An 18,969-nucleotide genomic window follows, 5' to 3' on the forward strand; every position below is an offset into this window, starting at 1 on the left:
GTTTAACGAAGCTTGATGCCAGCCTGTGTAGATAAACCCGGAAAAGCGCTCGCCATTCCTGCACCGAAACGCTTGGCGAGGCGCTCTGCGATACCTTCATGAGTAGTGAAATCGACAATATCCTCTGCCTTGATTACATCGCGCGCCACACTTTCCATATTGCCCATGCTATCCGCCAAACCAAGCTCAATGCTCTTTTGACCGGTCCAGATCAAGCCACTGAATATATCAGGTGATTCCTTCAAACGTTTACCACGTCCTTGTTTCACTACCTCAATAAATTGCTGGTGAATTTCGGCGAGCATATTTTTAGCATGTTCCTGCTGTCCAATATTGACTGGCGAAAATGGGTCCATAAAACCCTTGTTCTCACCCGCCGTCATCAAACGGCGCTCCACACCCAGCTTGTCCATCGTTCCAGTAAAACCAAAACCATCCATCAACACACCAATTGACCCAACCAGGCTCGCTTTATTGACAAAAATTTTGTCTGCTGCCGCCGCCACGTAATAGCAACCGGAAGCGCATATATCCTCAATCACTACGTACAACGGGATTTTTGGGTACTTGGCACGTAAACGGTGAATTTCATCATTAATATAACCCGATTGCACCGGACTACCGCCAGGGCTATCCATACGCAAAATTACCCCTTGCGTGTGGCTATCCTTGAATGCATCCTGCAGGCTGGTCATAACACTGTCGGCATTGGCTGCGGTCTCTGCCGCAATCACACCATGCATATCCACCAGTGCGGTGTGCTTGCCGCTTAACGGCGACTCGGATTTCCCTATCCAACCGAGAAACAGAAATAGCAGGACGCATAAATAGCCAAACGTCAACACTTTGAAAAAAATACTCCAGTGACGCGCCCGGCGCTGCTCCTGAATGGCCGACATAGCAAGCTTCTCCAGCACGCCACGTTCCCAGTTGCTATTTTGTTCTGACATAATTATTCCTCAATAAAAACTGCATCCAGTATATCAGGCGTATTCTTTAAACCATGCACGCAGTCCGACAAAATCGTCCAGCAACGCTAGCGGTTTCAAAACACGCAACTGGTCTACCGGGTGCGCACCATGCGTCATGCCAATCGCGTCCACGCCGGCGTTACGCGCCATCTGCAAATCATGTGTGGTATCACCCACCATCAGCACACGCGGCGCTATAACGCCAAGCTCATCCATAATTTCCAGCAGCATCGCTGGGTGCGGCTTGGAAAATGTTTGGTCTGCAGTGCGGGTAGCATGGAAGTAACATTCCATCCCGCTTGTCTGCATGGCCCGCTTTAACCCCTGCCGGCTTTTGCCCGTTGCCACTGCCAGCCAGTGCCCCGCAACGTGGAGCTCCGCAATGGTCTGCTGCGCTCCCTCGAACAATGGAATAGCCTCATCCTGTGCAAGGAAATGATGGCGGTAACGTGCCACCAGATCATCGCGCTGATTCTCCTGTAAATCCGGCACGGCTTGGCGTAGCGCCTCATGCAACCCCAGGCCAATTACATACCTCGCAACGACATCGCTAGGCTCGGTTAAGCCCAAATCCCGACATGCAGCCTGGATTGAACCCGCTATCACAGCGGTGGAGTCCATCACTGTGCCATCCCAGTCAAACACAATCAAATCATAATGTTTCGCCATTAGAATCTACCAAAAAATGAGGCGCGGATATTAGCATTTTTGGCGGCATCACTATTCAATTAGCGTGCAACACTTTATTCGTCACAAAGTTTTTCTATTCAACTCATCCATAAACCCTTGCAATTCCTTCGGCAACGGCGCACTCAGTTGCATAGCCTCAGCCGTCAACGGATGGGCCAAAGTAATGCTGTGCGCATGCAGGAACATGCGCTTTAAGCCCTGCTTAATCAATTCTTTGTTTCGCGCGAAATCGCCGTACTTATCATCGCCCGCGATAGGAAAGCCCAGATGAGAAAGATGCACACGAATTTGGTGGGTGCGTCCAGTTTTAAGCTGAGCTTCAAGCAAGCTGAATTCAGGCCAACTTTTTTGCAGGGTAAAGATAGTGTGCGAGGTTTGCCCATCTTCGCGCACCATTACGCGTTTTTCACCATTCTGAGTGTTAAATTTGTGGAGTGGTAATTTAACGTGCTGTTTAACATTCTGCCACTTGCCTAATACTAAGCACAGGTACCGCTTGTCGTTTTTTCCATCGCGCATTTGCTCGTGCAGGTTGATCAGGGCAGAGCGCTTCTTCGCCAGTAGTAGCACGCCCGAAGTTTCACGATCCAGGCGATGAACCAGTTCCAGAAATTTGGCTTGCGGACGGGCACTACGCAATTGCTCAATAATGCCGAAGCTAACTCCACTTCCGCCATGTACCGCTACTCCAGATGGCTTGTCGATCACCAACAGCGCATCGTCTTCATATAAGATAGGAAACTCAAGTGCTGGGACATAGTCACGATCTTGCGCTTCAGCTACCCGCACCGGTGGAATACGCACATGATCGTCCAGTTGTAGGCGATAAGTTTGATCCACGCGCTTTTTATTCACGCGCACTTCACCACTACGCAGAATACGATAGATGTGACTCTTGGGAACCCCTTTAAGATATTTACATAGAAAATTATCAATGCGCTGATCGCAACTACCCTCGTCGATCTTAGTCCAGGTTACAGATTCTTTGCGTAAATTATTCATTATGCTTATACTTCCCGATAACGCGTATTGGCTAACGGAAAAACGGGATGCGAATTCCCCGTGAGTGTGGAGCAGGCAACAATGCCGCCGCCCCGATCCAACGCAATCCGGTTAATGTCACTCACCGGAAGAAGCAGTGATAGTAATTGATTTGCGCGCTCAAAGCACCTGTGGATTTTTTTCCGTGTCGCCCCTATAACAAACTATTGGCGGCACCCGTTGATTATTAACAAGCTAATAACGAGAACAATATTTTGAACAACCGTCGACATCGCTATATCAGCATTGTTTGCACGACTCTTATTCACTTTCTCGCGCGCGGTTAGCCGTGTGTAGACTTGTTCTGCCCGTGTCAGAGCGCGGGAGAAAATATAATGAAACGCATGTTATTCAATGCGACACAAGCGGAAGAACTCCGTGTCGCCATTGTCGACGGTCAAAAATTGATCGACCTCGACATTGAATCCGCTAGTAAAGAGCAACGCAAAAGTAATATATACAAGGCCATAATTACCCGTATCGAACCCAGCTTGGAAGCAGCCTTCGTCGAATATGGTGGCAACCGCCACGGTTTCCTGCCATTCAAAGAAGTTTCCCCCATTAATTATCTGAATCAAGAAGGTAGCGGCCGTCCCAGCATCAAGGAAGCATTACGCGAAGGCCAGGAACTACTTATTCAGGTGGAAAAAGACGAGCGCGGCAATAAGGGGGCCGCACTAACTACTTATATTAGTCTGGCTGGCCGCTACATTGTGCTAATGCCCAATAATCCCAGCGGTGGCGGCGTATCTCGCCGTGTCGAAGGTGAAGAGCGCAATGAACTGCGCGACATCCTGTCACAATTAGAAGTGCCGCAAGGTGCAAGTATTATTGCGCGCACTGCTGGAATTGGCCGTAATCTAGAAGAGCTGCAATGGGATCTCAACTACCTCAAACAATTGTGGGATGCCATTGAAAGCGCAGCAAAAACCGAAAAAGCACCCTCGCTGATCTACCTCGAAAGTAGCTTGGTGGTACGCGCCATACGCGACTATTTCCACCCTGAAATCGGTGAAATTCTAATCGACACGGATGATATCTATCAGCAGGCTCGCGCTTTCATGAGCACGGTCATGCCAAACAATGTCCATGTGATCAAACGATATCAAGATGACGTACCTTTATTCTCGCGCTTCCAGGTTGAGCATCAGATCGAATCAGCACATGCACGCCAAGTAAATCTTCCCTCCGGTGGCGCTATTGTTATTGATCATACCGAGGCACTCACTGCAATCGATATCAACTCAGCACGCGCCACGCGCGGCGCAGATATAGAGTCGACCGCGCTCAACACCAACCTGGAAGCTGCCGAAGAAATTGCACGGCAGATGCGTCTGCGCGATTTGGGTGGTCTGATCGTAATCGATTTTATCGATATGGAGAGCACCCGCAACCAACGTGAAGTGGAAAATCGCCTGCGCGATGCATTACACTATGACCGTGCGCGTGTGCAGACGGGGAAAATCTCGCGCTTCGGCCTGTTGGAATTATCGCGCCAACGCTTACAACCCAGCCTGGAAGAAACCAGTCACACCCCCTGCCCCCGTTGTAACGGCATCGGCCATATCCGCGGCATCGAATCTTCCGCCTTGCACATCCTGCGTATCATTCGGGAAGAAGCGATGAAAGAACACAGTGCCGCTATCCACGTGCAAGTGCCATTAGATGTCGCCACCTTCTTGCTTAATGAAAAGCGCGCTGAAATCCACCAAATCGAATCACGGCTAACGGTGGTCATTACGCTGATTCCCAATGCAAATATGGAAACGCCGCACTATACCGTGACTCGTTTGCGCCAAGACGACATGACCGCCGAAAACTTGCAAGCCAGCTACAAGTTAGTGGCGATACCAGAAGCAAACCATGTCACTGCCAAAGCCGCGCAAGAAACCAAACCACAGCGCCCCCAAGCGGTAGTTCAAGGTGTCACGCCCCCACAGCCCGCTCCAATGCGAGCAGTCGGGGGGGCCTCGCAACCTTCTATTTTTACTAAGCTGATAGGCTGGTTCAAGTCACTGGGTGCGGAAAAAACGCCCGAAAAGGTGATCACCAAACCGCGCACCAATAACCCACCTCGACGTGAACGAGAAAACCGTAACTCAAGTGGTAATCGCCCGGATAGTAATCGACCAGAAGGCAACCGTCAGCGCAATAATCCACGTCGTGACCGTGAAGAAGTTCATCCACGCGTAGAAAAAAATGGGCAAACAGCACCCAAAACACAAGAACCGCGCGCTGCACGTCCGCCCCGGCCACCGCGCGTACCAGTCGAAACAGCGGTATTAGAAAGCATCGCAAAAGTTGCCCCTGTGACTGAACCAACAGAAGAAAATAGCCAGAGCACTGGACGTAAGCGCGGTCGGCGCGGTGGCCAGCGCGAACGCGAACGGCGTGATCAACAGGCAGCGGGACAACTACTAGCCAGTGAAGAACCTATCCTGACCGAAACCACGCCTAATGCGGTAATGAACGCCGTTGAAATCACACGCCATAGTGAAACCGCAGAACCAAAAAATATTCAAAATATAGAACCGCGCCAGCTTTTTGTTGAGCAGGTACATACATCAACTCAAGCCAGCTCAACAACCAATGGCAACGGATTGTTGGTGCAGATTGAAACTGACGCAGTCAAACGTTCTTCAGCAGCGGCAGCCGCTGCCCAGGTTGAAACTGCACCGCCAGTATCACGTCGCCGCTCACGTCCACGTGAAATTTACAGTATGGAAAACAACGAGCCGTTGGTACAGATCGAGACTCAACAAACTTTGAGCTGATAGTTGAACCAGTAGCATTGCTACAAAATAATGTAGAACGTAAAATTAATAAAGCCGCGCAATATAATAACTGCGCGGCTTTATTATTTTCCTACATCATTCAACATCAAAAACATACGCAACAACACAACCTACCACTTTACATTAAAGTCTTCTGAATATGTCGTAATAAACCATCTGACGCATCCTCCACCATATCAAGTACACGCTCGAAACCGTCTACTTCACCATAATATGGATCGGGAACTTCACGCTCATTATGTCGGCTGGCATATTCCAAAAACAATCCCAAACGCCCCCGCGCTTTCACTGGGCATAAACGTTGCAGAATGCCAAGATTGGCATCGTCCATCGCCAGCACATAATCAAAACGAGTAAAATCGGCAACCTCAACCTGTCGCCCACGCAGCATGCTCATGTCGTATCCACGCTGTAACGCAGCACGCTGAGTTCGCGGGTCCGGCGGATTACCAATATGATAATCATGCGTACCTACCGAATCAATCAGGATATGCTGTGCCAACCCCGCTTCCTCAACGCGTGCGCGGAACACTACTTCAGCGGTGGGTGACCGACAAATATTTCCCATGCAGCAAAATAAAACGCTAACTTTTTTCAATTATTCTACTCATTACAATAAAACCGTATTGTAATGTATCGGTAATTCAAATTCTCTAACTCACAGTGGGGACATAAATACACTCTCCCGCAGCTTCTTCAATTGATCGCGCAATTCACTGGCACGCTCAAATTCGAGGTTTTTCGCTGCTTGCAGCATCTCTTTTTCCAGCCGTTTAATTTCCTTGGCAAGATCACGTTCACTCATCGCCAAGTATTTTTCCTGATCTTGCTCTATTTTCAATTGCTTGCGCGCAGCGTCTGGCTCATAGCTGCCCTCAATAATGTCTTTTATGCGCTTCTGCACACCTTGGGGAGTAATGCCATGCAGTTCATTGTGCAATAACTGCTTGTTCCGCCTGCGCTCAGTTTCGTCGATAGCGCGGCGCATCGAATTGGTAACTTTATCAGCGTAGAGTATTGCGCTACCGTTAATATGGCGCGCAGCGCGGCCTATGGTTTGAATGAGTGCACGCTCCGAACGCAAAAAGCCTTCCTTGTCAGCATCAAGTATCGCTACCAGTGACACCTCGGGGATGTCCAACCCCTCACGCAGCAAATTAATACCGACCAGCACGTCAAACATGCCCAAACGCAAATCACGAATGATTTCCACCCGCTCCACGGTCTCAATATCTGAATGCAGGTAACGCACTTTAATACCGTGCTCGGAAAAATATTCGGTCAAATCTTCCGACATGCGCTTGGTCAGTGTGGTGACCAGCACTCGCTCACCCTTAGCCGTGCGCAGATTAACCTCAGACATCAAATCATCAACTTGGTGCGTAGCCGGCCTCACTTCAATTTGAGGATCAACCAATCCAGTCGGACGCACCAATTGTTCAACCACTTGCCCGGTATGCTCTGCCTCAAAAACAGCCGGTGTCGCAGAAACGAATATGGATTGACGCATTACGCGTTCAAACTCGTCAAAACGTAGCGGACGGTTATCCAGCGCGGATGGCATTCTGAAACCGTAGTTGACCAGATTTTCCTTACGCGCTCGATCACCTTTGTACATGCCGCCGATCTGCGGAATGGTAACGTGGCTTTCATCTATAAACATCAACGCATTGGGCGGAAGATAATCAATCAGTGTAGGTGGTGGCTCTCCCGCCTTGCGTCCAGACAGATGGCGCGAATAATTTTCGATGCCTTTGCAGAAACCGATTTCATTCAGCATTTCCAGATCGTGACGCGTACGCTGTTCGATACGCTGCGCTTCCACCAATTTATGTTCGCGCTGAAAAAAATCTATGCGCTCAGCCAGCTCAACTTTAATGGTTTCTATGGCCTTTAATGTGGTGCTACGCGGCGTGACATAGTGGCTGGACGGGTACACGGTAAAACGCGGCACGCGGCTCAAAATATGGCCGGTAAGTGGATCAAATAGCGACAAGCTTTCCACTTCATCGTCAAACATCGTCAGTCGTAATGCATGTTCGCTATTTTCTGCCGGAAAGATGTCGATTACATCGCCGCGCACTCGAAAATGCCCATGCGAAAAATCCACATCATTGCGCTCATACTGCATCTCTGTAAGACGCTTGATTGCGTCCTGCCGTACTAATTTTTCATGCTCGCGCAGGTGTAGAACCATGCCGTGATAATCTACCGGATCGCCGATTCCATAAATGGCCGAAACGGTGGCCACAATCACCACGTCCTGTCGCTCCAACAGTGATTTGGTGGCCGACAGGCGCATCTGCTCGATCTGCTCATTTATGCTGGAATCCTTTTCGATAAACATATCACGCGACGGAACATACGCCTCTGGCTGGTAGTAATCATAATAAGAAACGAAGTACTCCACTGCGTTCTCAGGAAAAAAATCGCGCATTTCAGAATACAACTGTGCCGCCAAGGTCTTATTTGGTGCCATGATGATGGCTGGTCGCCCCGATTGGGCGATGACATTCGCCATAGTGAATGTTTTACCAGAGCCCGTCACACCCAACAGCGTTTGAAAAACTAACCCCTCATTTACTCCCTCGACCAATTGCGCAATCGCAGTGGGCTGATCACCCGCTGGTTCAAAAGGCTGATGCAAAAAATAGGGGCTATTAGGAAAAGTCTTAATCACGGTATAATTTCAGCCAAATTTAAATTAAAAATTTTAAAATACGGGACAGTTTACTCTGAACCCATAAGGATACAATCTTGGAACTATCGAAGCGCGTACAAGCAATCAAACCCTCCCCTACTCTCGCCGTTACCGCGCGGGCTTCCAAATTAAAGGCAGAAGGAAAAGACATTATCGGCTTGGGAGCAGGCGAACCCGATTTCGATACTCCGCAGCATATTAAAGATGCGGCTATAGCTGCAATCAACAAGGGTTTCACCAAATACACCGCAGTGGGAGGTACCCCCTCTCTGAAGCAGGCTATCGTCGCCAAGTTTAAGCGCGACAATGGGTTGGATTACACTGCAAAACAGATCCTGGTTTCCTGCGGCGGCAAGCAAAGTTTTTTTAACTTGGCGCTTGCCTTAATCAATCCCGGCGATGAGGTAATTATCCCGGCACCTTATTGGGTATCTTATCCGGATATCGTGCTTATCGCAGAGGGCAAGCCGGTAATCGTACAGACAGGCATCGAACAAAATTTCAAAATGAGCGCTGCACAATTAGCTGCGGCCATCACAACTAAAACAAAAATAGTGGTAATCAATAGCCCAAGCAACCCATCCGGTGCAGTTTACAGCCTGGAAGAATTACAAGCATTGGGTGAAGTGTTGTGCAAACATCCTGAGGTACTGATAGCTACCGATGATATGTATGAGCACATTGCGTTGCGTGACGAAAAATTCGTCAACATTCTGAATGCCTGCCCCGACCTTTATTCACGCACTATGGTTCTGAATGGCGTGTCCAAATCTTACGCAATGACAGGTTGGAGGATCGGTTATGCCGCAGGGCCAGAGCACATCATCACGGCCATGGAAAATGTGCAATCACAAAGCACCTCCAATCCCACTTCGATTTCGCAAGTCGCTGCAGAGGCAGCCTTGAACGGGGATCAGGGCTGCATTGCGCCGATGCTACAAGCATTCCGCGAGCGACATCTATTCGTAGTGGATGCCCTGAACAAAATTCCCGGTGTCAAATGTATAAGGAGTGGCGGGGCATTCTATGCTTTCCCCGACGTGCGTCCGGTTATTGCGGCTTTGCACCAGAAGAGCATCATTAAAGAAGCTACCGACGTAGCGTTGTCCGAATATCTGTTGGAGCAAGCGGGGGTAGCCATAGTGCCTGGCTCGGCTTTTGGCAGTGACGGCTATATTCGCCTGTCTTTCGCCACCTCAATGGAAAATTTAAAAAATGCGATTAGCCGAATCTCCAAGGCATTTACATAATTCCATTTTTACTTCATTCCTCGTAAACGCTGCCAATTAGCGCCTCGTGTTCCACACTGGCTCGGCAAGAGTACCGGACAATACCAGCGGCACGCTACCTAGGTCAGCGCGTATTTTCAAATCGACATTTAATCGTCCTGATAATTGCTTGTTCGCTGCAACATCAACATAACCATTGGCACTCATTACACCAGCTGAAATTTTGATCTGGCGTAGATGCTGTTTATTGTTATCTATCTCTAGCGCACCTCTTAATTCATCAAAATGTGTGCGACCGCTGGACGCACCTTTACGGGTAGGCATTCGTGAAGTTTCTACCAAATCAATTTTATTGATAAGCCCCTTCTTTACCAAGAATTTGCCATCCAGATGCGGAGTTTTAACCAATAAGGGAAGTTTCTCCCCACGCAAAATAAAATTGGCGTCACCGTCCATTTCACCAGCAATGCCGAATTGCGGCAACGCATCATGCAGTTGCACAGCCTTTACATTCACAAGCCCCTGCATTTGCCAGCCCTTCAGCCAAGTCAGGTGGGCACTGCCTGCCAACATGCCGCCATACAAACTCCCGTCGATTTCATGGAACTTGATTTCACCTGCGCCCAACTCGCCTTTTATGGTCAGCTCATTGAACAAAATGTTCGGCAACAGCGGCACGTAACCTTGCTTGATAGCCAATGCGATCTGCCAACGAGACTGCTGCGGTTGTAGCTCCATGCTAAGCTTGCCATCCACGCTTTTCAATACTGCCTTGGCGAAGCGTCTCTGCCCGTCAAAATTCACCACACCATTTACAGGGGGCAGATTAAGTTCATCATTGCTGACACGCGCACGCTGCAACACCATGCGCGCTACTGGATAATGGGTGTCCCCGCCTGCGGTCTGTAGCCACATCAACGTTTTATCAAAAGTCTCAGCTCTCAGTAGAAGATCGTTAATTTCCAGACTGTGAATCGCTTTAGTCTCGTTTAATAATGCAGAAAAATTGAAATTCAGTACAACACTGCTCGCCTTTAACTCTTGGCTACTACCCATAGATACATCCTCCAACTCCAGCTTCGGCTGGGGAAGCAATGTCGCGCGTAAATAACCGATATGTACAGGCTGCCCCAGTTGAGCAAACAATTTCTGTTCAATTTGCGTGACATAGCCCTGCATCGGCCAAATATAAGGTAGCAAAGCGGCCAGTAGAAATAGCAGCACAATCAAGCCAGCCGCTATCTTGCCCCACGGCAAAGGTTTGCTACGTGTTATGGCGACACACTGAACAGCCTTCATTTCCGGCATTTGAGCGACAGATACCTTAACTGATGCTTCCATTTTTGCTTTGGTCACAGTCTGCGCTGCTTCTTGCTCAGCTTTAATTTTTGCCGCATCCTGCTCAGCCTTGTTGATGCGCACCATAGCTTCATCACGGGCCTTCGCTTCCGCTTTTTCTTTGTTTAACGTAGCTAAATATTCCGCCTTGACTCTTATGGTTTCCTGCTCTTCTTTAATGCGTGTTACTTCAGCTTCGGCACGTATCTTAGCGTCCATTTCCACTTTTGCTTTGGCCTGTGCAGCCTCTTGTTTCATTATGATTCTTGCCGCTTCCTGCTCTCCCTTAAGGCGTGCCGTTTCGGCTTCAGCACGAGCTTTGGCTTTCGCTTCTACTTGTGATTTGGCTTGCTCGGCTTCCAGCTCAGATCTGACTTTTGACATTTCCTGCTCTGCCTTGAGTCGAGCCGCTTCAGCGGCGGCACGAGCATTGACTGCAGCTTCCATTTCCACTTTTGCTTTAGCCTGCTCAGCTTCCTGTTTCGCTCTAATGTTTACGACATCTTTCTCAGCCTTAAGGTACATAGCTTCAACTACTGCACGCGCTTTAGCTTCTGCTTCCACTTTTGCCCGAGTAACTTCCTGTTCCGCCCTGGCTTTTACCGCTTCTTGCCCAGCCTTGAAGCGTACAGCTTCCGCTTCGGATCGAGCCTTAACTAATGCTTTCGCTTCTTCTTTTGTCTTGAGCAGCGCACCTTCCAATTCCGCTCTGATTTTTTCCGTTTCTTGTTCTACCTTAAAACGAGCCCTTTCAGCTTCCGCTTTTGCCCTAGCCAATGCAGCTTCCTGTTCCGCCTTGGCTTTTACCGCTTCTTGCTCAGCCTTGAGACGGAAAGCTTCAACTTCAGCATGCGCCTTAGCTTCCGCATCCACTTTTGCCTTGGCCTGCGCAGCTTCTTGTTGCTCAGCCTTAAAGCGCGCGGCTTCCGCTTCGAATCGAGCTTTGGCTAAAGTTTCCGCTTCCTCTTTTGCCTTGACCAGCGCACCTTCCAATTCCACTCTAATTTTTTCTATTTCTTGTTCTGCCTTAAAACGTGCCCTTTCAGCTTCTGTTTTTACCTTAGCTAATTCAGCTTCCCGTTCCGCTCTGACTTTTTCCGCTTCTTGCTCTGCCTTGAGACGCACAGCTTCCGTTTTCTCTTGTACGTTTACAGCCTCTTGTTCAGCTCTGATTCTTGCCGCTCCCTTCTCTATCTCCTCTTCCGCCGCTAATGCACCCGCGGCCGATACATGCATAACATTAATAGGGGACTGCCTCTCCCCCAAACCTTCAAACTTGGGCGAAGATATGATATTTTTTTGAATAGGCATCCGAGGGATAGCCATCCTCACAGCGGTATTTATCGTATCTTTATCTTGAATAAAACCACCATCAGTCAACTCCTGGAGCATATCGCCAAGCGCTTCACGTAAGCTGGGCGCAGCCCGTTTCATCAACTCTTTCACCGTGGACTTATTGTCAATCAAACCTAAGGCACGCTTAATATCGCTAGATAAATGATTAGTTATCCTTTTACTTTCGTCCTCACCTTTACTGGTTTTTATAAATATAATTTTTATATCCATGCCGACCCGTTACACCTAAATTATCTAAATTTTCATTACTTAATTTCCACAACAACTAATCACATAAAAACATCTGTCTATTGACTGAAAAGCTCGCAGCCAGTAGTATGGCGGCCTTGTCAATTCCCTGATAGCTCAGTTGGTAGAGCGACGGACTGTTAATCCGCAGGTCCCTGGTTCGAGTCCAGGTCGGGGAGCCAAGATACATAAGGGCTAGCGCCTAGGCGCTGGCCCTTTCTATATCTGGAACGTGACCAAAACGTGACAGCCGAATCACGTTATCCCCCTGCTTAGCTTGCTCAATCCGTGCCGCAGCGACTGAAAGATTATCGGTTGCAAACTTCGCGTACCGATCCACCATGTTGCGTGACTTCCAGCCGCCCAAGTCTTTCAACTCATCACAGCTCGTTCCAGCTTGTCGATGCCAGGATGCCCATGTGTGGCGCAGATCATGAAAGCGGACATCCGTTAAGCCTGCCTTGCGCGTCGCATTGTGCCAGGCCGTATTGGTGACATCCCAACGAATCGGCGCGCCGCGATACGTGAAGCAGGCCTGCGGATGGTTTCCCACCTGTTCCTGCAATACTGCAACTGCATCCAAATTCAACGGCACCCCTCGCGACGTGCCATTCTTCGTGCGATTCAGCCAGGCGGTATGTCTGCCCAAATCCACACGATCCCATTCCAGACCCGTAATCTCTCCGGCCCGGCATCCGGTCGATAAAGCAAACCGTACCAGTGCGGCGAGATGCGGCGGACAAACATTAATCAGTCTATCCGCTTCCTCTCGCGTTAACCAGCGGTCCCGTTCGACCTCGCCTGGCAAAAGGCGAATCATTGGGAAGTTATCAATCCATTGCCATTCATCCCGCGCCATCCGCAGCAGATTGCGAATGAGCGCCAGATAACGATTCACCGTGGCTGGTTTGTTGCCGCGTTTGAGTTCCCGTTGAACAATCGACCAGATCACGTCACCGTTCATCTGATCGAGCGTCATGGCACCCAAATACACATCCAGCATGCGACAAATCCGCTGTAAATCGCGATAACTTCTCAGCGATGCTTTGATTGCGAGATACCGAACGACAGCCTCTTGCCAACTCCGCTTGGGCTTAATCCCGAAGTGCGTTGCCCTGTAGGCGTCAAGGGTAAGCTTGGCTAACAGCGCTTGCGCGTCTTCGAAGATTTCAGTCCCAGCGCTTTGGCGTATGCGCCTGCCGTCTGGAAGGGTTGTACTAATCCACCAATGCCTTGAATCTGGCCTTCGGTAGACACCACTTTGTTGGGCCATAAAGTTTCCTTTCCGGCCCGCCCTCGCTTCTTAGTATCGTCGAGCCAGATATCCAGGTCAACTCTGTCATAGATACAGCGGCGACCCAGTTTAATAAAGGGAATGTCCAGTTCGCTCAGAAGCGTGACGCCGATTCCGAGATAATCCGCAGCCTGATTTTTCGACAGACCGCGTTTGCAAGGCAAGGGCAGGCCGTGATCGTCCATGATTAACCCTTGGAGTGGCGACGAAAATGTCGCATCAATTGATAGGCCATTGTCATGCCAGTTCCTCCTTGATCTGCAATGCGTCCACTTTACTGATGAACACTTTACGACCGCCTCGCGCGTTCCTCGCGGGATTGCACCAGACCAATTCAGACAGGCGTGGATCGAAAGACGAGAAAAATATTTCTGACCACTACTTTACCGAGCAAAAATTAATAATTCATCAACTGCTATTCGCGCATCATATTTATAAGGGCCAGTTTTCTTATTAGGGCAGAAAGCATAAACACCCAAATGCAAATCACGATCAAAGGTGAACTAACAATCGCTGAAATTCGACAGGCGCTGTACGAAAAGCTCCACGAGCTCGAAGACGATTTCGCAGTTCGTTATTCCCAAGGCGCGACACTTTACGTTAATCCGACGAATGGACTCGGTGATACCGTGGTTCCGCACAAGGCTGGTCGCGCCGTAAATAAACTGCACAGTAACGGCCCTTATAAAAGCGTAGCCGATGAACACAAGATTTGATCGGTTGACCCACCGCCGGTCTCGTTGAGCCATGAAAGGACATTTAATCCATGACCTCACCGTTCTATATTGGGTTAGCAGAAGCGAGAACATTGCTCGCAACGATGGGGATTGAGCTGTCGCACAGGCAGATGAAGCGTGCCGCAGATTTAGATGCGCATGGAAAGCGAAAACTTCCCTTCTTTGTCGATCCTATTGATAAAAGGCTGAAAATCGAAAAGGGAACACTCCTTGAAATCTATTGCCGCTGCCAGGTCCAGGCCGAAAATAATTCACATGTAAATCCGGCCAGTTTGAAAGAATCCTTTGACCAAGGGCGATTGATACGCTAGGCAGAATCATGGCAGACATCAGAAAAAGAAGCGGAAAAAAAGGGACGAGTTATCTGGTTCGATATCCCGATACCACCTCACCATCCGGCTTCGCCTATGCGACTTTCCCGACGCTGAAAGAGGCCAGAGCCTATTCGCAGAATTCAGGCCATTGGAAAAGCCAAACCGACACCGATGGTAAATCCGTGCCCGCCGCCGTTGATCTGTGGTTGAAGGTTTGTCAGGTCGAAGGCCGGAATGGGCGAGACCCCGTCTCGCCAGCCACGTACAAATACTACGTTTATATATCTAATATCATGAAGGACTACTCTTGGGGTAAGGGCATTGCGGCGCTGACGACGCCCGACATTATCAACTTCAGGTCATGGCTCATCCGGGAAAAGGGTCGGTATCTGGCAGCCAAGACTCTGACTTACTTTCATGCCGTTCTCAGCGAAATGACCAGTCGCGGCTATATGCAGAGCAATGTGGCGGTGGGGGTCGGTGTTCGCAAAGAGACGCGCTACACTGAGCCTGTCGCTATTCCATCGCAGAAAGAAATTGAAGACCTGCTGACGGCGGCAGACGCGTTGGCAAACTCAAAAAACGCCCAGATTGCGAAGGCATGGGAGCGCTATCGGCCGATGCTGTATTTAGCGGTGGATTCGGGTATGCGTCCGCAGGAATATCTCGCTCTTGCAGGGAGCAGTATTACGAAAACTGGCATACAGGTTGAACGGGCCATTGATCGTGGTGGAGAGCTTTCAGTCCCAAAGACACCGGCCTCGCGGCGATTTATCGACATCAGCCCGGAAACACTGGACATGGTTACCCACTATCGCGACCACCTGGCCGTCGAAAATGAATATGATCTGGTTTTTCCGACTAGCAACGGACATTGGCAGTCCTTAGACAACTGGCGGCAACGCTGCTTCGTCGCAGCGTCAGAAAAAGCCGGTCTTGTCACCACTGAACAGGTGAACGGGGAGACCGTCCTCCACCCGAAATATTCGCCCTATTCACTTCGACACTTTTTTGCATCAATGCTAATCGCCGAGCGTATAGACATTGCAAGAATAAAGACGCTCATGGGCCACACTGACATCAGCACGACTTTTGATGTATACGCTCATCTGATTCAGCGCGTCGAAGACGAAAGTAACAATCGCACTGGAATGATCTCGCGCATGAGAGGGCGAAATTTGTGTGACAAATTTGTGACTCATACGCATTAAACTATTGTAAATGAATGACTTTTTTCAGCTTCCCAAGCTGCATCTCGCGGATACGAGACCCGTCGCCATCTCTATAATTAAATCAATGGCTTAGAAGACGATCTTCACTCCAAAAACAGCAAAAAATAACGTTATGGCAATCTAAATCGGTCCGCTGTAACCCGCAGAAATCCTCACTTGTCTGTCCCGGTCTTTTTCGCTCTGTGACAAATTTGTGACAAATTTGGATCGGTCATTTGGCGACGAATCACATCAGTTCGTTTTCTAGAAGAATGCTTTTAGGATCAAGCAGGAGATCGTAGGTTGCCTGTCAGCGTAAAGCGGTGATACGCTGGCATGGCACCATCCTCCAAGATACGCCTAGGAAGCCAGTAAAGCGCCGGGAATGAGGAACGGCCACGGCTTAACTTAATTATCGTTAAGTGATAAGTTGAACCATGGCCATTGAACTGAATGCAGCGATTCTGTGTCCATGAAATTCGCCACACGCACCAAAAAAAACGGCATATATGCTGGCCTCGAAAATCATATGGCAAATTTGTGGCAAATCCCCTACAACCCGCAGAAATCCTCACTTTAAATTAAATATGGGCCTATCACACCTTAAGAATCGCTGGTGCGATCAAGGTTCAGCATCTTCCGCCATCGCACGCCAGAGCGTGGTGCGTCCCACTCCAAGCCGTGCGGCAATATCTGCGTAGTTCAGCTTTTGAGTGTCGCGCAAATGCTTTGCTAGCTTGACATCGTGATGACCAATCCGGGGCGGGCGGCCCAGCCGCCGCCCTCTCCGGCGCGCAGCATGCAACCCCGCTTTCGTTCGCTCTGAAATCTGACTGCATTCAAATTCAGCGATTGCGCCGATGAGATGGAAGAGAAGCCTGCCCGCTGGAGTCTCAGTGTCGATCCCGTCCGAGATCGACCGGAAACCGATACCCCGTCCTTCCAGGTCATTCAGGATATTCGTCAGATTCCGGAGTGAGCGGCCAAGGCGATCCAGTTTCCAGACCACCAACATGTCACCGTTTTTAAGCGTCGCCAGCGCCTTGTCTAGTACCGGACGACTGCCTCTCTTGCCAGTCATTTTCTCTTTGAATATTTTCTGGCAACCGTCCTGACTCAGGAGATCGAGCTGAAGGTCGAGGTTTTGATCCTCAGTTGAGACGCGTGCGTAACCGATCTTCATGACAGGCCACCGTCTCCTCGCTGCGTCAGCACAAATGCGTATGCATGCGCGTCACAGCCAGCTTGTTGCGTGTTCCGAAAAGGAACCTTTTTGGAATCATACGGAAATGGCCCACAAAATCAATACCCCGCGCCGGAATCTCGCGAATTATCCAGACTTCCAGCCACGTTTCAAAAATCTTCGATTTTAAAACAGCCTCGCGGATTTCAAATGAGCTGTTTTCCATAGGCTTGCTCCCACGCCACATGTGACAAGGGATGCAAGAACCGTCCAAAGATCACGGAGGTCACCATGGGTCTAAATTCTTACATCTCACTTTTCGCAGGGGCTGCGCTATTTGCCAGCCAAGCCCATGCCGTTAATATCGGCGAGTGCGCCACGCCAGAGGCGATGAGCGCAAAACTTAAGGCTGAAGATCAGCGGTCCGTCGCCTATGCCGATCTCATTACCCAAGACAAGCAGTTACGCGGCATGATCTTTACGATAAATACTGACCGCTCTGTCGGGTACATCTTGCAGGCCGACCAGCCTATGGGAGACCGTGCTTCGACAATCTGCGTCTACAACCGTATGGCAAACGTGCGGCTCTTCGATGCGCGCAAGCCCGGTACGCCGCCCGAAGTGCTGCTGAAAGCGCCAGAAGCCGACGCGATGCGACGTTGCGATGAATTGGCAAGAGAAGGAAAGTTCGCGAGGCAGGGTTGCGGCTCTTTGAACACCATGATTCGCAAGGGTGAATCGTTCAGAGACAGAGTTATGTTGCAAGGATTTTCCGTGGAAAGGCAGTCCGATGACTCTTACAAGGCAGTCGCTGCGCTTATAACGATTTCCGGCAACGTGAACGGCAGCGTCAACGATTTTCCTGATAACCCATCGGCTGGAATTACCAGTGGCATCCTTTACAGCTCGCTCCCCGATGGAGCGACAATCATCAATGCAGTACTGGTTTATGCACGCTATACCGAGTATGGTTTGGCCGCGCTTAAATAAAAGCCCATCGATCCTAGATACTCAGGCCAGTGCCCTTTATATCGGGCGAGACAGCGATTGGCACAGGAGACTGTTTCTTTTCGTCGAGAGGCGTTTGCGCTGCCTGCGCTGCCACAAAGTCCGCGCCAAGATTTGGCGCGGATTGAAACAGTTTCTCATCCAATGGAGACGCAGAAACTGCTTTAGATTTCAGCTCAGAATCCGTAGCCGCTTGGCCTGAATTAAGAACGGGAAGTGCACCCTTGTCCTTATGATACTGACCAGTCGCTATATTTCCAGCCTGTCCAAGCCGTGAACGCTCCCACTTTATCAATTCCTGCTCTTCGGATGCAGTAATCGTTCCTCGTCCTCTCTTGTCTTCGAGCTCCTTATTGCACTTGAGACCTTCTTTGAACTCCTCTTTTTCATCAGGCCTGATGCGCCCTTGTTCGACAACCCAACGGGCGTAGTGATCAGCATTATCAATCACGCCCTGCCTGGCCTTCTGTGCTTCCCCATTGGTCATTTGGACTCCACCGACGGTCACGATTTTCGCGCTCCATGCGGCTAAGTTTTCCAGCTCGCGTCGGTCTTTCTCGCGTTGTTTCTGACTATCAGCATTGCGTTGCCGGTTTTGCTCGGAGTGGGGATTGGTACTCACTATCTGCCGCATGGCCGAAATGGCATCCTTGCTTATTTGCCGGAAACCGTTGGCCATGCGGGATATATCTTGCTCGAAATCTTTATCGGCTTCGTCGTCGGACGGAGCGACGCGCTTTCCGTGCACCCATCGCAGATCGCTACGATCTGCGATGGGTGCATCCGTGCCGGATGCACCCTTTATCTTGTCATTGTCCTGATCCGGGCCCAATCTTTCTTTTCCATAAAATTCACGTTATCGGTAGCTGTCTT

The 18,969-nt window shown here is 49.7% G+C and carries 17 protein-coding genes and 1 tRNA gene; 7 read left to right on the plus strand and 11 right to left on the minus strand.

The window, feature by feature from the left end; translation table 11 throughout:
* Window positions 1–2: 2 nt before the first annotated feature.
* The 3 genes from W01_RS04925 to rluC form a co-directional block, all read right to left on the minus strand.
* On the minus strand, window positions 3–950 hold the full coding sequence (locus W01_RS04925) for a S49 family peptidase (RefSeq protein ID WP_173052596.1): 948 nt from the start codon (window positions 948–950) through the stop codon (window positions 3–5).
* A 33-nt stretch (window positions 951–983) separates the two neighbouring features.
* Entirely contained in the window at window positions 984–1,640 is a 657-nt protein-coding gene (locus W01_RS04930; RefSeq protein WP_173052598.1) for an HAD-IA family hydrolase, read from the minus strand.
* A gap of 81 nt (window positions 1,641–1,721) precedes the next feature.
* Complete coding sequence (gene rluC / locus W01_RS04935) at window positions 1,722–2,663, minus strand: 23S rRNA pseudouridine(955/2504/2580) synthase RluC (protein ID WP_173052600.1); 942 nt, start codon at window positions 2,661–2,663, stop codon at window positions 1,722–1,724.
* 374 nt (window positions 2,664–3,037) lie between these two features.
* On the opposite strand from rluC, the gene W01_RS04940 reads away from it, so the two are divergent.
* Entirely contained in the window at window positions 3,038–5,476 is a 2,439-nt protein-coding gene (locus tag W01_RS04940; protein WP_173052602.1) for an Rne/Rng family ribonuclease, read from the plus strand.
* 139 nt (window positions 5,477–5,615) lie between these two features.
* Here W01_RS04940 and W01_RS04945 read toward each other — a convergent pair whose 3' ends face one another.
* Both W01_RS04945 and uvrB read right to left on the minus strand, forming a co-directional pair.
* Complete coding sequence (locus W01_RS04945) at window positions 5,616–6,095, minus strand: low molecular weight protein-tyrosine-phosphatase (RefSeq protein WP_173052604.1); 480 nt, start codon at window positions 6,093–6,095, stop codon at window positions 5,616–5,618.
* 60 nt (window positions 6,096–6,155) lie between these two features.
* Window positions 6,156–8,177: an excinuclease ABC subunit UvrB gene (gene uvrB / locus W01_RS04950; RefSeq protein ID WP_173052605.1), complete on the minus strand. Its 2,022-nt coding sequence runs from the start codon at window positions 8,175–8,177 to the stop codon at window positions 6,156–6,158.
* 77 nt (window positions 8,178–8,254) lie between these two features.
* Here uvrB and W01_RS04955 point away from each other — a divergent pair, with 77 nt between their 5' ends.
* On the plus strand, window positions 8,255–9,448 hold the full coding sequence (locus W01_RS04955; RefSeq protein ID WP_173052607.1) for a pyridoxal phosphate-dependent aminotransferase: 1,194 nt from the start codon (window positions 8,255–8,257) through the stop codon (window positions 9,446–9,448).
* 36 nt (window positions 9,449–9,484) lie between these two features.
* On the opposite strand, the gene W01_RS04960 is transcribed toward W01_RS04955, so the two are convergent.
* Complete coding sequence (locus W01_RS04960; RefSeq protein WP_173052609.1) at window positions 9,485–12,331, minus strand: AsmA-like C-terminal region-containing protein; 2,847 nt, start codon at window positions 12,329–12,331, stop codon at window positions 9,485–9,487.
* A gap of 124 nt (window positions 12,332–12,455) precedes the next feature.
* Between W01_RS04960 and W01_RS04965 the strand changes: the two genes are divergently transcribed.
* A tRNA-Asn gene (locus tag W01_RS04965) sits at window positions 12,456–12,531 on the plus strand.
* Between the two features lie 20 nt (window positions 12,532–12,551).
* Here the strand turns inward: W01_RS04965 and W01_RS04970 are convergent.
* Together W01_RS04970 and W01_RS14120 are read right to left on the minus strand one after the other, a co-directional pair.
* Window positions 12,552–13,571, minus strand: coding sequence for a tyrosine-type recombinase/integrase (locus W01_RS04970; protein ID WP_320416774.1), 1,020 nt, complete (start codon window positions 13,569–13,571; stop codon window positions 12,552–12,554).
* Window positions 13,490–13,828, minus strand: a complete 339-nt coding sequence (locus W01_RS14120) for a helix-turn-helix domain-containing protein (RefSeq protein WP_242007042.1) — start codon at window positions 13,826–13,828, stop codon at window positions 13,490–13,492. The genes W01_RS04970 and W01_RS14120 overlap by 82 nt, the downstream gene beginning before the upstream one ends.
* Window positions 13,829–14,122: 294 nt before the next feature.
* On the opposite strand from W01_RS14120, the gene W01_RS04975 reads away from it, so the two are divergent.
* From W01_RS04975 to W01_RS04985, 3 genes are read left to right on the plus strand one after another with little or no spacing between them, the layout of a single operon-like run.
* Window positions 14,123–14,359, plus strand: coding sequence for a hypothetical protein (locus W01_RS04975; RefSeq protein WP_173052613.1), 237 nt, complete (start codon window positions 14,123–14,125; stop codon window positions 14,357–14,359).
* A 50-nt stretch (window positions 14,360–14,409) separates the two neighbouring features.
* Entirely contained in the window at window positions 14,410–14,691 is a 282-nt protein-coding gene (locus W01_RS04980; RefSeq protein ID WP_173052615.1) for a hypothetical protein, read from the plus strand.
* A gap of 8 nt (window positions 14,692–14,699) precedes the next feature.
* Entirely contained in the window at window positions 14,700–15,905 is a 1,206-nt protein-coding gene (locus W01_RS04985) for a tyrosine-type recombinase/integrase (protein WP_173052617.1), read from the plus strand.
* Window positions 15,906–16,527: 622 nt separating this feature from the next.
* Here the strand turns inward: W01_RS04985 and W01_RS04990 are convergent.
* Entirely contained in the window at window positions 16,528–17,088 is a 561-nt protein-coding gene (locus W01_RS04990) for a recombinase family protein (RefSeq protein WP_173052619.1), read from the minus strand.
* 25 nt (window positions 17,089–17,113) lie between these two features.
* Window positions 17,114–17,314 (minus strand): hypothetical protein, encoded by a 201-nt coding sequence (locus W01_RS04995; protein WP_173052621.1) that lies wholly within the window; start codon window positions 17,312–17,314, stop codon window positions 17,114–17,116.
* 65 nt (window positions 17,315–17,379) lie between these two features.
* On the opposite strand from W01_RS04995, the gene W01_RS05000 reads away from it, so the two are divergent.
* On the plus strand, window positions 17,380–18,078 hold the full coding sequence (locus W01_RS05000) for a hypothetical protein (protein ID WP_173052623.1): 699 nt from the start codon (window positions 17,380–17,382) through the stop codon (window positions 18,076–18,078).
* Between the two features lie 13 nt (window positions 18,079–18,091).
* Here W01_RS05000 and W01_RS05005 read toward each other — a convergent pair whose 3' ends face one another.
* A complete protein-coding gene (locus W01_RS05005; RefSeq protein WP_173052625.1) occupies window positions 18,092–18,928 on the minus strand; it encodes a hypothetical protein in 837 nt (278 codons plus the stop codon).
* Window positions 18,929–18,969: the final 41 nt, after the last annotated feature.

The organism is Candidatus Nitrotoga sp. AM1P (assembly GCF_013168275.1).
GTDB lineage: Bacteria > Pseudomonadota > Gammaproteobacteria > Burkholderiales > Gallionellaceae > Nitrotoga.

Coding starts and splice junctions, on each gene's coding strand:
- W01_RS04925 (WP_173052596.1), bottom strand. CDS start 950: ATGTCAGAACAAAATAGCAACTGGGAACGTGGCGTGCTGGAGAAGCTT.
- W01_RS04930 (WP_173052598.1), bottom strand. CDS start 1,640: ATGGCGAAACATTATGATTTGATTGTGTTTGACTGGGATGGCACAGTG.
- rluC (WP_173052600.1), bottom strand. CDS start 2,663: ATGAATAATTTACGCAAAGAATCTGTAACCTGGACTAAGATCGACGAG.
- W01_RS04940 (WP_173052602.1), top strand. CDS start 3,038: ATGAAACGCATGTTATTCAATGCGACACAAGCGGAAGAACTCCGTGTC.
- W01_RS04960 (WP_173052609.1), bottom strand. CDS start 12,331: ATGGATATAAAAATTATATTTATAAAAACCAGTAAAGGTGAGGACGAA.
- W01_RS14120 (WP_242007042.1), bottom strand. CDS start 13,828: ATGGACGATCACGGCCTGCCCTTGCCTTGCAAACGCGGTCTGTCGAAA.
- W01_RS04975 (WP_173052613.1), top strand. CDS start 14,123: ATGCAAATCACGATCAAAGGTGAACTAACAATCGCTGAAATTCGACAG.
- W01_RS04980 (WP_173052615.1), top strand. CDS start 14,410: ATGACCTCACCGTTCTATATTGGGTTAGCAGAAGCGAGAACATTGCTC.
- W01_RS04985 (WP_173052617.1), top strand. CDS start 14,700: ATGGCAGACATCAGAAAAAGAAGCGGAAAAAAAGGGACGAGTTATCTG.
- W01_RS04990 (WP_173052619.1), bottom strand. CDS start 17,088: ATGAAGATCGGTTACGCACGCGTCTCAACTGAGGATCAAAACCTCGAC.
- W01_RS04995 (WP_173052621.1), bottom strand. CDS start 17,314: ATGGAAAACAGCTCATTTGAAATCCGCGAGGCTGTTTTAAAATCGAAG.
- W01_RS05000 (WP_173052623.1), top strand. CDS start 17,380: ATGGGTCTAAATTCTTACATCTCACTTTTCGCAGGGGCTGCGCTATTT.